The 13,644-nt window shown below is 45.2% G+C and carries 17 protein-coding genes and 1 other annotated feature; of the genes, 12 read left to right on the top strand and 5 right to left on the bottom strand.

Translation table 11 applies throughout. The features are described 5' to 3' along the window. Window positions 1–12: 12 nt before the first annotated feature. From FED51_RS15335 to moaD, 4 genes are read left to right on the top strand one after another with little or no spacing between them, the layout of a single operon-like run. Window positions 13–1,284: a molybdopterin molybdotransferase MoeA gene (locus FED51_RS15335; protein WP_053430593.1), complete on the top strand. Its 1,272-nt coding sequence runs from the start codon at window positions 13–15 to the stop codon at window positions 1,282–1,284. Next, window positions 1,281–1,790 (top strand): molybdopterin-guanine dinucleotide biosynthesis protein B, encoded by a 510-nt coding sequence (gene mobB / locus FED51_RS15330; RefSeq protein ID WP_053430594.1) that lies wholly within the window; start codon window positions 1,281–1,283, stop codon window positions 1,788–1,790. The genes FED51_RS15335 and mobB overlap by 4 nt, the downstream gene beginning before the upstream one ends. A 2-nt stretch (window positions 1,791–1,792) precedes the next feature. Beyond that, window positions 1,793–2,263: a molybdenum cofactor biosynthesis protein MoaE gene (locus FED51_RS15325; protein WP_053430595.1), complete on the top strand. Its 471-nt coding sequence runs from the start codon at window positions 1,793–1,795 to the stop codon at window positions 2,261–2,263. Then, entirely contained in the window at window positions 2,260–2,496 is a 237-nt protein-coding gene (gene moaD / locus FED51_RS15320) for a molybdopterin converting factor subunit 1 (RefSeq protein WP_010899162.1), read from the top strand. The genes FED51_RS15325 and moaD overlap by 4 nt, the downstream gene beginning before the upstream one ends. A gap of 203 nt (window positions 2,497–2,699) precedes the next feature. Here moaD and FED51_RS15315 read toward each other — a convergent pair whose 3' ends face one another. Next, window positions 2,700–3,296: a molybdenum cofactor guanylyltransferase gene (locus FED51_RS15315; RefSeq protein WP_053430596.1), complete on the bottom strand. Its 597-nt coding sequence runs from the start codon at window positions 3,294–3,296 to the stop codon at window positions 2,700–2,702. A 102-nt stretch (window positions 3,297–3,398) separates the two neighbouring features. On the opposite strand from FED51_RS15315, the gene FED51_RS15310 reads away from it, so the two are divergent. From FED51_RS15310 to FED51_RS15275, 8 genes are all read left to right on the top strand, one after another. After that, window positions 3,399–4,181: a M23 family metallopeptidase gene (locus FED51_RS15310; protein WP_010899160.1), complete on the top strand. Its 783-nt coding sequence runs from the start codon at window positions 3,399–3,401 to the stop codon at window positions 4,179–4,181. Continuing rightward, complete coding sequence (locus FED51_RS15305) at window positions 4,174–5,043, top strand: M50 family metallopeptidase (RefSeq protein ID WP_053430597.1); 870 nt, start codon at window positions 4,174–4,176, stop codon at window positions 5,041–5,043. Before FED51_RS15310 ends, FED51_RS15305 begins: the two co-directional genes overlap by 8 nt. Before the next feature lie 184 nt (window positions 5,044–5,227). After that, window positions 5,228–6,730, top strand: a complete 1,503-nt coding sequence (locus FED51_RS15300) for an Rne/Rng family ribonuclease (RefSeq protein WP_010899158.1) — start codon at window positions 5,228–5,230, stop codon at window positions 6,728–6,730. A gap of 12 nt (window positions 6,731–6,742) precedes the next feature. Further along, window positions 6,743–7,081 (top strand): bacillithiol system redox-active protein YtxJ, encoded by a 339-nt coding sequence (ytxJ, locus tag FED51_RS15295; RefSeq protein WP_053430598.1) that lies wholly within the window; start codon window positions 6,743–6,745, stop codon window positions 7,079–7,081. 257 nt (window positions 7,082–7,338) lie between these two features. Beyond that, window positions 7,339–7,411 (top strand) — a sequence feature (ribosomal protein L21 leader region). 12 nt (window positions 7,412–7,423) lie between these two features. Then, entirely contained in the window at window positions 7,424–7,732 is a 309-nt protein-coding gene (gene rplU, locus FED51_RS15290; RefSeq protein WP_010899155.1) for a 50S ribosomal protein L21, read from the top strand. 8 nt (window positions 7,733–7,740) lie between these two features. Then, the gene (locus FED51_RS15285; protein ID WP_010899154.1) at window positions 7,741–8,082 is read left to right on the top strand and encodes a ribosomal-processing cysteine protease Prp; all 342 of its coding nucleotides are present in this window, start codon (window positions 7,741–7,743) and stop codon (window positions 8,080–8,082) included. Window positions 8,083–8,087: 5 nt separating this feature from the next. Continuing rightward, window positions 8,088–8,372 (top strand): 50S ribosomal protein L27, encoded by a 285-nt coding sequence (rpmA, locus tag FED51_RS15280; protein ID WP_010899153.1) that lies wholly within the window; start codon window positions 8,088–8,090, stop codon window positions 8,370–8,372. A 127-nt stretch (window positions 8,373–8,499) separates the two neighbouring features. Further along, window positions 8,500–9,648 (top strand): amidohydrolase, encoded by a 1,149-nt coding sequence (locus FED51_RS15275; protein ID WP_053430599.1) that lies wholly within the window; start codon window positions 8,500–8,502, stop codon window positions 9,646–9,648. 50 nt (window positions 9,649–9,698) lie between these two features. On the opposite strand, the gene FED51_RS15270 is transcribed toward FED51_RS15275, so the two are convergent. From FED51_RS15270 to FED51_RS15255, 4 genes are all read right to left on the bottom strand, one after another. Further along, window positions 9,699–10,709: a C40 family peptidase gene (locus tag FED51_RS15270; protein ID WP_053430600.1), complete on the bottom strand. Its 1,011-nt coding sequence runs from the start codon at window positions 10,707–10,709 to the stop codon at window positions 9,699–9,701. 16 nt (window positions 10,710–10,725) lie between these two features. Next, window positions 10,726–11,805, bottom strand: a complete 1,080-nt coding sequence (locus FED51_RS15265) for a dipeptide epimerase (RefSeq protein WP_010899150.1) — start codon at window positions 11,803–11,805, stop codon at window positions 10,726–10,728. A gap of 14 nt (window positions 11,806–11,819) precedes the next feature. Next, window positions 11,820–12,986, bottom strand: a complete 1,167-nt coding sequence (locus FED51_RS15260; protein ID WP_010899149.1) for a DUF819 family protein — start codon at window positions 12,984–12,986, stop codon at window positions 11,820–11,822. Window positions 12,987–13,126: 140 nt separating this feature from the next. After that, window positions 13,127–13,444: a DUF3870 domain-containing protein gene (locus tag FED51_RS15255; RefSeq protein WP_010899148.1), complete on the bottom strand. Its 318-nt coding sequence runs from the start codon at window positions 13,442–13,444 to the stop codon at window positions 13,127–13,129. Window positions 13,445–13,644: the final 200 nt, after the last annotated feature.

Genomic DNA, 13,644 nt, shown 5'->3' with positions numbered 1-13,644 from the left:
GGTGACGAAAAAATGGTAGAGCGAAGAGTGCCGATCCCTGTTCATGAGGCTGTTGAGCAAGTTGTTGCTTTTGCAAAGGAGTGGGCGATGGAATGGGTGCCGCTAGAAGAAGCAGACGGTCGTTTTTTAGCACAACCTCTAGTAGCCGATCACAACGTACCTCCTTTTGATAAATCTCCTCTTGACGGTTTTGCTATACGTGCAGTAGATACGAAGGATGCGACCCGAGAGACTCCTGTTCGGTTAAAAATTATCGAAGAAATTGGCGCTGGCCAAGTAGCACAGAAAGTCCCTTCCCAAGGGGAAGCTATTCGGATTATGACAGGGGCGCAGATGCCAGAAGGAACCGATGCGGTTGTAATGTTTGAATTAACAAAAGAGATAAGCGAAGCGGGTGAGAGTTTTATTGAAGTTAAACGCTCGTTCCAACCGGGCGATAACATTTCGTTTTGCGGTGAAGACGCGAAAGAGGGAATGCCACTTGTGGAGAAGGGGCGGCAAATTGATGCAGGAATCAAGGCGCTTCTTGCCACTTTCGGTTACGCGAAGGTTCCGGTATATAGAATGCCGAAGATCGGAATTTTTGCGACAGGGACTGAATTATTAGAGGTTGATGAGCCTCTTGTCCCAGGGAAAATACGCAACAGCAATGCGTATATGGTCGCTTCTCAGGTGAAACAAATTGGGGCTGAACCCGTTTATTTAGGTAAGCTTGTTGATGATTTTGATCAATGCTATGATGCGATTGCAACAGCGTTGGCTGATGTTGATGTGCTTGTCACGACAGGAGGGGTATCGGTTGGGGACTATGATTATCTCCCTGCGATTTACAAAAAGCTAGGAGCGAATGTGTTGTTTAATAAAATTGCGATGCGCCCTGGAAGTGTAACAACCGTTGCCGAACGTGAGGGCCAGTTGTTGTTCGGTCTTTCAGGAAATCCTTCAGCCTGCTTTGTTGGCTTCGAACTTCTCGTTCGCCCCTTCATCCATGTTGGCTTTTGTTCTGAACAGCCTTTCTTGAAGCGGGTGAAGGCCACACTAGGACGAGATTTCCCGAAGCCGAATCCGTTTACCCGTTTTGTTCGCAGCCAGGTTGAATTTAAAATTGACCGTTTGATTGTGAAACCAACAGGTCTTGATAAATCAGGCGTCGTGACGTCGCTGGCAAATGCAAATGGGCTGCTCATGCTACCGGGTGGAACGAGAGGTTTTCAAGCCGGAGATGAAGTAGATGTGTTGCTATTAAAAGGGGAAGGCGGACCAATGCCTTTGAGCGAAGCATGAAAATTTTGCAGGTGGTAGGCTTCAGCAATTCGGGAAAAACTACGTTGCTCGAGAAATTGATTACACAAGGTCGGGCAAAAGGGATGAAACTTGCGACGATTAAGCATCATGGACATGGTTCCCCCCTAACAGCTCTTGATAAAGGGAAGGATTCGTACAAGCACAGACAAGCAGGAGCTGTAGCAAGTGCCGTTTCTTCAAATGGGGAGTTGCAAGTGCAGATGAGTAAACCTGCCCCTTGGCGGCTGGAAGACATTTTTTCACTTTATCGTTCCCTTCATTTAGACGGGGTTTTTATTGAAGGTTATAAACATGAACCATACGCGAAAATTGTTTTATTGAAAGATGAGAAGGAGGCCGTTCTTTTACGTGAGCTACAAAAAGTGATAGCTGTAATTGTGTGGGAGGATGCTGCACAGCTTCAGCAAATAGTGGATGTACCTGTGTTTACAATCCATGAAGAAGAACGCTATTTATCGTATCTCATCAACTGGTTGGAGGTGTAAGCATGACGAGCAAACGATTTGCCATCATGGAACAACCGATTGTGATCCAGCAAGTGATCGATCAGGTCGTTCACCCACATGCAGGAGCGATTAATACGTTTATTGGCACCGTTCGTGAGCTGACAAAGGGAAAGAGAACCCTTTATTTACAGTACGAGGCCTATCCGTCGATGGCAGAAAAAAAGTTGGTGCAAATCGGCCAAGAAATTCAAGAGCGCTGGCCTGAGGCGAGGGTCGCAATTACTCATCGAATAGGTCGGCTAGAAATTACCGATGTAGCGGTAGTCATTGCTGTTTCAACCCCTCACCGCGCTGATTCGTATGAAGCAAGCCGCTATGCGATAGAACGAATCAAAGAAATTGTCCCAATCTGGAAAAAAGAACATTGGGAGGATGGCGAAATGTGGGTCGGGGATCAATTAGAGACAACCTCATATCCTGAAGGAGCGCCAAAGATGGAGGGAGAGGAATGATCGAAATTCTATTATTTGCCGAGTTAAGTGAGAAAGCTGAAACGGACCGTCTGTTATTAGCAGGGGAAGGGAAGACGGTGGGGGAGCTTAAAGAAATGGTGGCGAAGGAAATTCCCGCCCTAGGCTCACTTGAACAAATCATGGTCGCTATCAACGAAGAATATGCGAATGATCATATGACTGTTAAAGCTGGAGATGTGGTCGCGTTGATTCCCCCTGTAAGCGGTGGGTGAATGTAGATCAAAGGGCGAGAGAGATCTCGCTTTTTCTTTTTACATTTTCTAAAGCTAACGGAGCTTCTGGTCTACAAAATCTCGGCAACTGCCTATTTTTCTCACAAGCAAAAAAAGATAAGTAGACTTATCGAGTAAATATCACCGGATGGTAACTCACTTCAGTTGGGATTGATCCAGTAATGCGGGGGGTTTTTTAATACTCAAGTCCATTCTGACAAGTCCTCTGGCCGATTGATATTGACAAACGAAGAGTGGAGCTGCTCGAAGGCCTTATCTTCAACGAATAGCGTATCAACCAATTGGAATAAGAAGCCTACCTTATAACGTTTTTGTTCTAGCAAGCTTTGGATTGGTGCAAGACAGGAGCGATGGTAAAGGCCAATCAACGGCTGTTTTCGACCATTGACGACAGGAATAACCGCCTTTTTGTCTGGTTCTTGGTCTAGATAAGAAAAGAGAATGTCATAAATCTCTTTTTTTAGAAAAGGAGTATCACATGGAGCGGTTAAATACCAATAGGCAGACTCCTTTTCTATCGCGGTAAATATTCCAGCAAGTGGTCCACACCCTTGATAACGTGGATCGTCCTCAATCACTCGTATACCCTCATTCCGTCTGAATTGGTTTGTTAACGTCGGATGGCTGATGATTAGCACTTGATCGGTATGGTGCTGCAATGCATCAAGGCTCGCTTCATAAAAATAGCGCTCTTGATATTGGACCATAGCCTTTGGTCGACCAAATCTTGTTGACTTTCCCCCTGCTAAAATGACTCCAATGCGATCCAAGTGATTCATTGCACGTATACCTCCATAGAAACCTTTTTTTCATTATGACATAACGAGTCAGGACAAGTCATATAGTCAAGTAAGAAGGTCTATGTAAAGGTGGGGGGATCAATGGCTCGTGAATTGGATAAGCTTCGAAAAAGATTAGCGTTACGGAGAAGGGAAATAAACGAGAGAACACAAAAAAGTGAGCGAATGGTACCTCTAATGTTTCAACGTCATGAAGAAGCTAGGGAGGAACCAGAGGTTTACGTGTATCCAGAGCGAAATGAACCGAGAGCCTCAACGGATCGGCAAGGGTTGCTTTTATTTCGCACATTAATTTCAATTTGCTTATTTCTCGTGATTGCAATCGTGTTTCAATCGAACGCAGCTCCTCTTCAACCGTTAAGGGCAGGGGTGGAACAGGCGTTTGAACAAGAATTTCAATTTGCCGCTATTGCCCATTGGTATGAGCAGCAATTTGGCCAACCCCTTGCGCTCATTCCTTCCAATGATCAGTTTGCTCTAGGAGACCCAGACCAAGATGAGGAACGAATGGTCTTTGCCGTACCTGCAAGTGGGGTAATTACAGAAAGCTTTGAGCAAAACGGCCGGGGAGTTCTCGTGGAGACGGGCGTGGGAGCTGAGGTTGAAGCAGCGAAATCTGGGTACGTCATTGAAATTAATAACAGTGAAGAGGGGAAAATGGTGACGTTGCAGCATTATGACGGATCAGAATCCATCTATGGAATGATCGATAACGTAGCGGTCAATGTATACGACCATATTGAAGCAGGGACAAAGATTGGGACAGCTTCAAGAGCAGAGGACGGTGAAAAAGGGGTTTATTATTTTGCCTTGAAGCAAGGAGAAAACTACGTGGATCCGAGCGATGTGATTCGATTTGATTAGCTATTTGGCGCTATTTAAAAAAATGAAGGTCAATCCGCTTTTCTGGTTTGTGATCGGAATGGGGGTGTTGACGGGATATTTTCGGGAAGTGTTGATGGTATTTGTGATCGTCTTTGTGCATGAAATGGGGCACGCAGTAGCGGCCCATTTTTTTCGCTGGCGAATTCGAAAGATTGAGTTGCTCCCGTTCGGTGGTGTAGCGGAAGTAGAAGAAGGGGGCAATCGATCGTTTAAAGAAGAGGTCATTATTATCACGGCTGGTCCGCTTCAACACGTTTGGATGATGGCTGTTTCTTATGGGCTCGTGGCACTTGAGATGTGGAATGTATCAACCTATCAACAGTTTCTTTGGTACAATGTGACGATTCTAGCATTTAACTTGTTGCCCATTTTACCGTTAGATGGTGGAAGGCTTATGCAATTGTTATGCATGCGGTTTTGGCCCTACCGATTGGCTTTGAGGCGAACAGTAGGCCTGTCTTTTCTATTTTTGACGGTAGCTGTTTGTGTTGCCGTCATCCTTTACCCATTTCATTTGAACCTTTGGCTTGTACTTGCCTTTTTAATAGTGAACAATTACCTCGAATATAAACAGTGTCATTATCGGTTTATCCGCTTTTTAACGGAGCGATTTTACATCGGCTTAAGCCAGCAGGGGAAGCCGCATTTGCCGGTTGTGGTCTCAGCACATCAAGAGGTGTCCGAAGTCGCGAAGCAATTTAGACGAGGAGTCATTCATACGATCATCGTAAATGATGCAAAACAAAAAAGGACGCATTATCTTCCAGAGACCGAGGTGCTCAGAGCATTGTTTGAAGCGAAGCTCCCAAGAGCACCATTATCGACGATCATTGCGAAATAATGATCACATAAGGTAAAGTAAAAGGAGATAAAGCGAAACCTCATTTAGTGGTAGGCTTTTCCCAACTGTATGTTCGCTGATGCAATAGGGTTGTCTCTCTCACTTCTTCTTTCTTGTTGCCTTGAAGTGAGAGTCTTCGCATCAGTTAAACGGGAAAAGCGGGACGAAGAAGGAGTTGCACAGTGTGAAATCGATCTTATTTAATATGGCAACGAGAGAGCGAAGAGCGGCGGTTGTGGAAAATGGACAAGTCATTGAGCTTATGATTGAACGCCCTGTAGAAGAGCGGATTGTCGGAAATGTATATCGTGGGCGTGTCGTCAATGTACTGCCAGGAATGCAAGCCTGCTTTGTCGATATTGGTCGGGAGAAAAATGGGTTCTTGTATCGCGATGAGCTCCTCTCTTTTCACTTATCGAATGAGGAAGAGGATGAAAAAAAGAAACGGAATATTTCTGACTTTGTCCAAGAAGGGGAGGAGCTTCTCGTTCAAGTGACAAAGGAAGGATTCGGTACGAAGGGGCCGCGATTAACGGGCGTGGTTGCTTTTCCTGGTCGATACGTCGTCTACATGCCACAAGCCGGCTACGTCGGAGTGTCAAAAAAAATCTTCCCAGAGGAGGAGCGAGAACGTTGGCGTAGCGAATGGGAGCAATTACTCCTTAACGACGAAGGGTTAATTATTCGAACGGCTTGTAAAAAAGAGGTTCGGCATGAAGCAGAGCAAGAGATCTTGTTTTTCAGGCAGATGTGGGAAGAGCTTCAAAAGAGGGGCAAAGGAGCAAAAGCGCCGTCCCTTCTCTATCAAAGTTCGGGCCTGATCGAGCGCATTTTGCGAGACTTCCCCCTTGACGAAGTGGGGGAAATTGTTGTAGATGATAGAGAGGAGTATCATTTCATCAAGCAGCTCCTTGCCTCTTATCCAAACATGGAGTCCCGCGTCTTTCTTTATAAGGGAAAAGAGAATGTTTTTTCACATTTAAAGGTCGAGAAGGAAATAGAAAAAGGGTTGAGGCGACAGGTTTGGTTAAAAAATGGTGGCTATTTAATGATGGATCATGCTGAAGCCTTAACGGTAATCGATGTGAATTCAGGAAAGTTCATCGGGAAGCAAGACTTACAGGATACGGTTGTTAAAGTAAACATCGAGGCGGCAAAGGAGATTGCTCATCAGCTTCGCCTACGTGATATCTCTGGGATCATCATTATTGATTTCATCGATATGAAACGCGAGGAGGATCAACAGCTTGTCTTACATACGCTTGAACAAGCGTTGAAAACCGATCGAACGAAAACAAATGTCATTGGAATGACAGGTCTAGGGCTTGTGGAAATGACGAGGAAAAAAGTTCGGCAATCGTTGCAAGCCTCCCTTTCAAAACCATGCCCGACGTGCCGGGGAACAGGTCAAGTCTTGTCAGATGAAGCACAAGCATTTAAGATTGAACGGGAACTATGGGAATATCGTGGCTCCGATGCTGAAGCAATTGTTCTCGAGCTCCCTTCACATATTGCTCCTGTGTTGTTTGGACAAGATGGGGGGCATTTAAAAAGATTGGAGACTGCCATTGGCTCACGAATTCTCGCAGTACCGAAAAAAACGTTAAAAGAAGAACAGTATGAGATTCGTTATATTGGCAGTCTCGAAGAAGCGACACAGTTTGTGGAGCGGATCAAAAAACGATAAGGAGTGGGCACAATGAGTGTAAAAGAACTAACAACAGTTGAACAATGGCAAGAAGTATTTGAAGGGACGACGGAAACACCTGTCCTTGTATTTAAACATAGTACGCAATGCCCGGTGAGCGCTGAAGCTCATCAAGAGTTACACGCTTTATTGGAAAACGGTCTTCAATGGGACGGACAAGTTGTACTCGTAAAGGTGATCGAATCGCGTCCTGTCTCAAACCAAATCGCGGAGGATTTAGGTGTGAAACACGAGTCACCACAGGCCATTGTCGTCAAAGATCAAGAAGCGATCTGGAATAAGTCTCATTGGGACATTAAACAAGATACGTTAAAAGCAGCCCTCGTTTAACGGGAAGACTTGCTTTGCTTTTTCGCTTCTTTTGCCATGAAGGAGTAAATGAAGACCAAGCAACTGACAGCGGATGCGCTGCAAACATATTTGAGTATCGTAAGAAGATCCATTTCATCGTCAGCTCCTTTTTCATTTTTTCCCTAGTTTGTCCTAGTTTGTCCAAGACGAGGGAAACGATGTGCAGAGAGGATTGGACATTGACATAGATTTTTGATATGTGGTATGATATCTCTTGTTAGTTATTTGGTCGCACCCAATGACTACAACCGCACAGACTAGGTTTATAAATGGATCTCCCTACCTAGAATGGCGAGTCTGAGTATATGAGGAGGTGCAAGGATGTACGCAATTATCGAAACTGGTGGTAAACAAGTTAAGGTTGAAGAAGGTCAAGAGATCTACATTGAGAAACTTGATGCAGAAGCTGGTGAATCTGTTAACTTCGACAAAGTGGTTCTTGTTGGTGGCGATGACGTAAAAGTCGGTTCTCCATATGTAGAAGGTGCTTCAGTTACGGCGAAAGTTGAAAAACATGGCCGTGGCAAGAAGATCATCGTTTTCAAAATGAAAGCAAAGAAGAACTACCGTCGTAAGCAAGGTCACCGTCAACCTTATACAAAAGTTGTCATTGAAAAAATCAATGCGTAAGGTATGACATGATTGACGTTGTTTTTGAACGTAATAAGCAAAACGATATCGTTTCGTTCACGATGTCAGGACATGCGGATGCAGGACCTTATGGTCAAGATCTCGTGTGTGCTGGCGCTTCAGCTGTTGCCCTCGGGACGGTCAACGCCATTATTGCCTTGTGCCAAGTGGAGTTGGTGACTGAGATGGAGAATGAAGGTGGATTTCTCCGCTGTCGTGTTCCAAATGATTTGGAAGAGACGACATTTGAGAAAGTTCAACTTCTTTTGGAAGGGATGAATATCTCCCTTCAATCGATTGCTGAAAGCTACGGTGAGCATATTCAAATAGAAGAACGTATCAGGAGGTGAAGATGATGCTAAAAATGAATCTTCAATTTTTCGCTTCGAAAAAAGGAGTCGGTAGTACAAAGAACGGACGTGACTCTATTTCTAAACGTCTTGGTACAAAACGTGCTGACGGACAATTGGTAACAGGCGGTTCTATCCTTGTACGTCAACGCGGTACACGCATTTACCCTGGAGTGAACGTGGGTAAAGGTGGAGACGATACTCTATTTGCGAAAGTCGACGGCGTTGTAAAATTCGAGCGCGTTGGTCGTGACCGCAAACAGGTGAGCGTATACCCAAAAGCTCAATAATTGTGTAAAGAAGGCTTTCCTCATGAGAGGAAGGCTTTTTCTTTTGTAGCTCTTACAACAGGTCAACCACGTATTTCATGGAGGATTTTTTATTCGTATCACGAAATAGATAGGGGAGGTGCTACGAATGAAAGTGATCAAGAACGGAACGATATTAACAGGCACGGGAGAAACCATTAAACAGGGAACGCTTCTCATTCAGGACGGAAAGGTGCTAGAGGTGGGGCAGCGGGTAGACACTCCAGCCAATGCGAAGCTGATCGACGCAACAGGAAAGTATATTACCCCTGGTCTCATCGACGTTCATACCCATATAGGGGTGTTTTCAGAAGGGTTAGGCCGGACGGGCCACGATTTTAATGAAACGACAGCCGCCGCAACCCCATACATACGAGCCATTGATGGGATCTATCCGTTTGATCAAGGGTTCGAGGATGCGAGACAATCAGGTGTTACGACCGTACAAATCATGCCGGGAAGCGCTAATGTAATTGGCGGTGAAATGGTAACTGTCAAAACGGTGGGAACCGTAGTCGATGAGATGATTGTCCGTTCTCCATCTGGGATGAAAGCAGCGTTCGGGGAAAACCCGAAGAATGTCCATGGTGGAAAAGGAAAGCTCCCAGTGACACGGATGGGAGTTGCCGCTCTGTTTCGACAGCAATTGTATCAAGCGCAAGATTATTTGAAACGGTTTGAGAAGGGCGAACTAGAGAAGCGCGATCTTGGGATGGAGCAGTTAGCAAAAGTGTTGCGCAAGGAAATTCCGCTTCGCGTTCATGCCCATCGTGCAGATGATATTGCCACCGTTCTCCGAATGGTTGATGAATTTGATCTAGAAGCAACGATTGAACATTGCACGGAAGGGCATTTAATTGCCGACCATATAGCGAAATATAATGTGAAAGTGTCGGTCGGACCGACGATGACGTCCAGAACGAAACAAGAGTTAGTAAATAAAGGCTGGCATACGTTGATTGAATTGGAGAAGCACGGGATCCCCTTTTCAATTACAACGGATCATCCTGTAGTGACTATCAACCATCTCGTAACCTCAGCGATTCAAGCGGTAAAGGCTGGACTCTCTGAACAGTCTGCGTTTCAAGCCATTACCTTACGTGCAGCTGAGCACATAGGAGTTGAACAGCAAGTCGGTTCCCTTGAGAAAGGAAAGGATGGTGATTTTGTCATTTGGAGTGACCATCCATTTACAGCCACGGCTCAAGTAGAAGCTACGTATATTAATGGTAAGTGTGTGACAGGTTCCCACTGCTAAACAGATGCAAAGCCCATGGAACGAACTGCTCCATCGGCTTTGTCTTTTAATTATTCTTCTAAATAACGTCTCGCGCTATGATAGCTCCCTGCATAGCTTGATTCGTCAATGGTGACAATTTCAACTGTGCTAGCCGAGTTTGGTGAATGAATCATTTTCCCATCACCAATATACATCCCTACATGATGAACCGCACCTGTGCCCCCGTTACGGGCAAAAAAGACAAGGTCTCCTTTTTGTAAATGCTCCCGTTCGACGTACGTACCATATCGAGCTTGGACACTAGAGTCCCGTGGGATTGTAATACCATGGGCTCGATAAATAGTATGGGTGAATCCGGAGCAATCGAAGCCAAATCCAGATACCCCGGCCCATAGATACGGAAGGTCGAGAAACAATTCGGCTGTTTCTAATAGATCATCCGCCGTTGGGGCAGGGATATCGTCTTCTGATTGATAGATTTCCACATCTGTTCGAGCAAACCACTTCGTCCCATCGCTTGGGGTCATGACAAGAACGCGATCACGAAAGGCTGCGAGGACAGGAAGCCTTGTATTAAAGCTTACCTCCATAAATTCTTTTGTCAGTCCTTGATTGCTATAAAGGAAAGCAGTTGGCGCTGTTACCGTCGCAAATGGTCTGCGTTCCAACTGTTGAAACTTTTTGCTTTGGATAAGCTGCTCTTTTGGAACCCATCCGGGATAACCGGCTTCTTCTCGAGGCGTCGGTTGGCCTACAACAGCGATTTTCACCCAGTCCCCTTGCTCTTCTAAAATATGAACCTTCATCCCATACAACGCTTGCGTCTCTAATTTTCCAACAAGCCATAGTTTTTCTTCATAGGTCATGTTCTTTGTCCATTTCCATGGATCAACAGGATTTGTAAGGGACGGAAGGTCCACATCGCGAGCGATATTAGGCTCCACCCAGACGGTTAAGACGGATACATCCACATAGGCGGTCGTTTCTTTTGTTGGGTCCTTTGCATAGGTAGTAGATCCAAAGGAAAACACTGGTGCAACAACGAGCAAAAACATTAAAATCCACTTGCCTATTTTCATGAAAAATCTACTCCTTTCAATTGTTCAATGAAGAGGGTGCCTTCACTGGAGAAGATGGTTCATGATAGAAAACGGTTCCCTTTTCATAAAGTAAATGGGGAGATGGAGGCTCTTCCATTAACCATAATGGAGCGTCTAAATCTACCATTGTGATGTTTGGGTGAGTGCTAGCCAACGCTGCCGCTGCAGCCACGGACCAGCTTGACTCCATCATGCTTCCGATCATGCACGGGAGGTCTGCGGCTTGCGCTAGGTCGGCAATCACACGGGCTTCATTCAATCCTCCGCATTTCATCAATTTTATGTTCAGCATATCTGCTGCTTGTGCTTGGATAATGCGGAGGGCTGCAGTCCGGGTCGTGCAGCTTTCATCAGCCATTATCGGTGTTGCCACATGATCACGAACGTATCGAAGCCCTTCTAAATCATGGGCTTTGACGGGCTGTTCGACAAATTGAACAGGGACTGCCTGTGCTTCCAGTTGGCGGATAAATTGTACAGCTTCCTTCGGTGACCACGCTTGATTCGCATCTATTCGGAAGATCACCCCCTTTTCGGCAGAATGGCTAAGATGAAGAATGCGTTCTAAGTCTTCTACTCCATTCGTTCCAACTTTGATTTTCACCGTTTGAAACCCATGATTCAGATGGCGAAGCATTTGTTGTTCCATCGCTATTTTTTCGTCTAGACTGACCGTCATGTCGTTTTCTAATGGTATAGAAGCCCCGCCTAGTAGTTGTAGCAAGCTAATGCCGAGAGACTGGGCGTACGCATGGTGAAGCGCGATATCGACTGCAGCTTTAGCACTTGTGTTCCCGGCGCAGCTATTTTGAACGGTTTGAAGCGCTTCTTGAAAGGACATGGAGCGAGCCATCAATGCTGTCATGATCGGTCCGTTAATGGCTGCAATCATGCTTTCCTTTGATTCACCTGTGATCGGAAAAGTCGGGGCTGCGCTTCCTCGTCCTATGGCGCCTGATTCAAGCGTGATGATGACATGGATGACCTCTATTTCCGTCACGGTGCGCAAGGCGGTGACAAACGGCTCTTTTAATGCGTAAGTTTGTTCATGAATCGAGAAAGTACGAATGTTCACGTTTAACCTTCTTTCTATAGTCTTGATAAGATCTCAGCTGTAAGGACACCGAACCATGTCCCCATAAATCCTCCGATGAGTGCCATAATGACCCCAACAGGAATCAGAGCCCGATTAAAGGCCCCTGCTAATACAGGTGCTGATACCATACCGCCGATGTTCGCTAGGCTAGCAACACCAAGCGTAAACAGATCGAGCTTAAACAATTTGGCGAACCCGAATAGAATCAAGCCGTGGAAGAGCAAAACCATAAATCCGGCGATAATGTACACAGGAATTTCTCCAATGGAGGAGAAATCGGCCCCTGAGGCAATGATCGCAACAATCGTATACAACATGACACGACCGATGTCCATTGAACCTGGAATCGACGCAAACGGTGTTAAGGCTAAAAGAAGTCCGACGATCGATACGATGAGAATCGTCCACGTCATCGCATTTATCCCTGTACCAATTTGAGGGAGGTTCTCACCAATAACGGTGGCCAAAGCGGCTATAAAGAGCGAGAAACCAAGGAGACCGATCATATGAACAAAGGTCGTAGGTTCCCGCTTTTCATCGGTGACGGTTGCTGCAATTTCTTGACTCATGCTTTCTAATTTGCTCGTATCAGCTTTTGTCCATCGATTAAACATACGCTCAAATGGAACGAGCCAGAACATCACCATCACCCAAAACGAATAGTTGATCGTATCCATAATCAATGCATAGCCAAAAATGGTTTCAGGCACGGCTAAAATGTCTTGCAAGGCGACCATGTTGGCCGATCCACCAGTCCATGAACCAGCTAATGCAGAGAAGGCGCGCCACGTATCATCGAGGAAAAAGCTTTGCATCACAAGGTAGGTAAGGGTGAACCCTAAAACGATACTAAAGGCAGCGACAAAATAAGTAATTAATAGTTTTGGTCCGAGTTTGATAATTTTACGAAGGTCACATTGAAGAAGCATAAGTAAAATCATGGCGGGTAGCAGGGCGTTGCGCACCCCATAGCTCGTGTTGCTTAACGATTCTGAATCGCCAAATAAACCAAAGGTGTTCATAAAGGCAGCACCTAAATAAATGAGGACGATGGCTGGTACATATTTGAAAAATTTTCCGCCAATTTTGTACTCTGCCCATACGATGAGGGCGGTCATCCCGATGAGGATCGATAGAAACAAAAAGCCGTTTTCAATCATTTAAACATCGCTCCTTTTCAGTAAATCTAGGAAAGTATTGAGAAAAGTCAGAGCCCCCTTTCTTAATAGAAATATAAAAAACCCAGCTAAATTCTTCATTGAAGAATTTAGCTGGGTTTCATCCGGTAAGGATCAAGCAGCTAGACGGTATGAAGCTGTTGAAATTTTTGGCTGGCGTTGCGTAACGCAACAATGATCGCTTTTTGCGAAGAGCCGTGATAGCGGTCTTCAATGATTTGAATTATAGTTTCTGGCTCAAGTATGTTTTGACCGATGAGCAGGTGGCGAATAAACGTACTCGTTAATGGAAGGATGGATGAGACATCCGCATCAACGATTTTCCCTGTCTTTCGGTCGACAACAAAGCCGATAAAAAAGATTTTATATTGTTGTGTAATCGGATTGTTAGACGGTGACTTCGCTTCACCAACGATATAAATAGAGTCTTGATCAAACAAAAGGGTCACCTGCTTCTCAATACTGATTGGTCTTGGGGGCAAACCAAAGACCAGAGTATGAGTTTCTGAATATTATGATAATCGATCATCCGCTCATTTGCAAGCAAATTTTAGTCGTTTACCTAAAGAGATGGTGACATAGAGGTAACAAACATTACATCATCTTTACTTTGTCCTCGTCCTATGCTGTGATATAGTGA

Origin of the sequence: Halalkalibacterium halodurans, assembly GCF_005671335.1 — a bacterium.
GTDB classification, from domain to species: domain Bacteria; phylum Bacillota; class Bacilli; order Bacillales; family Bacillaceae_D; genus Halalkalibacterium; species Halalkalibacterium halodurans.
Note: the sequence above shows the minus strand (reverse complement) of the source record. Positions and strands in the feature narration are given on the sequence as shown.

Coding starts and splice junctions, on each gene's coding strand:
- FED51_RS15335 (WP_053430593.1), top strand. CDS start 13: ATGGTAGAGCGAAGAGTGCCGATCCCTGTTCATGAGGCTGTTGAGCAA.
- mobB (WP_053430594.1), top strand. CDS start 1,281: ATGAAAATTTTGCAGGTGGTAGGCTTCAGCAATTCGGGAAAAACTACG.
- FED51_RS15325 (WP_053430595.1), top strand. CDS start 1,793: ATGACGAGCAAACGATTTGCCATCATGGAACAACCGATTGTGATCCAG.
- moaD (WP_010899162.1), top strand. CDS start 2,260: ATGATCGAAATTCTATTATTTGCCGAGTTAAGTGAGAAAGCTGAAACG.
- FED51_RS15315 (WP_053430596.1), bottom strand. CDS start 3,296: ATGAATCACTTGGATCGCATTGGAGTCATTTTAGCAGGGGGAAAGTCA.
- FED51_RS15310 (WP_010899160.1), top strand. CDS start 3,399: ATGGCTCGTGAATTGGATAAGCTTCGAAAAAGATTAGCGTTACGGAGA.
- ytxJ (WP_053430598.1), top strand. CDS start 6,743: ATGAGTGTAAAAGAACTAACAACAGTTGAACAATGGCAAGAAGTATTT.
- rplU (WP_010899155.1), top strand. CDS start 7,424: ATGTACGCAATTATCGAAACTGGTGGTAAACAAGTTAAGGTTGAAGAA.
- FED51_RS15285 (WP_010899154.1), top strand. CDS start 7,741: ATGATTGACGTTGTTTTTGAACGTAATAAGCAAAACGATATCGTTTCG.
- rpmA (WP_010899153.1), top strand. CDS start 8,088: ATGCTAAAAATGAATCTTCAATTTTTCGCTTCGAAAAAAGGAGTCGGT.
- FED51_RS15275 (WP_053430599.1), top strand. CDS start 8,500: ATGAAAGTGATCAAGAACGGAACGATATTAACAGGCACGGGAGAAACC.
- FED51_RS15270 (WP_053430600.1), bottom strand. CDS start 10,709: ATGAAAATAGGCAAGTGGATTTTAATGTTTTTGCTCGTTGTTGCACCA.
- FED51_RS15260 (WP_010899149.1), bottom strand. CDS start 12,986: ATGATTGAAAACGGCTTTTTGTTTCTATCGATCCTCATCGGGATGACC.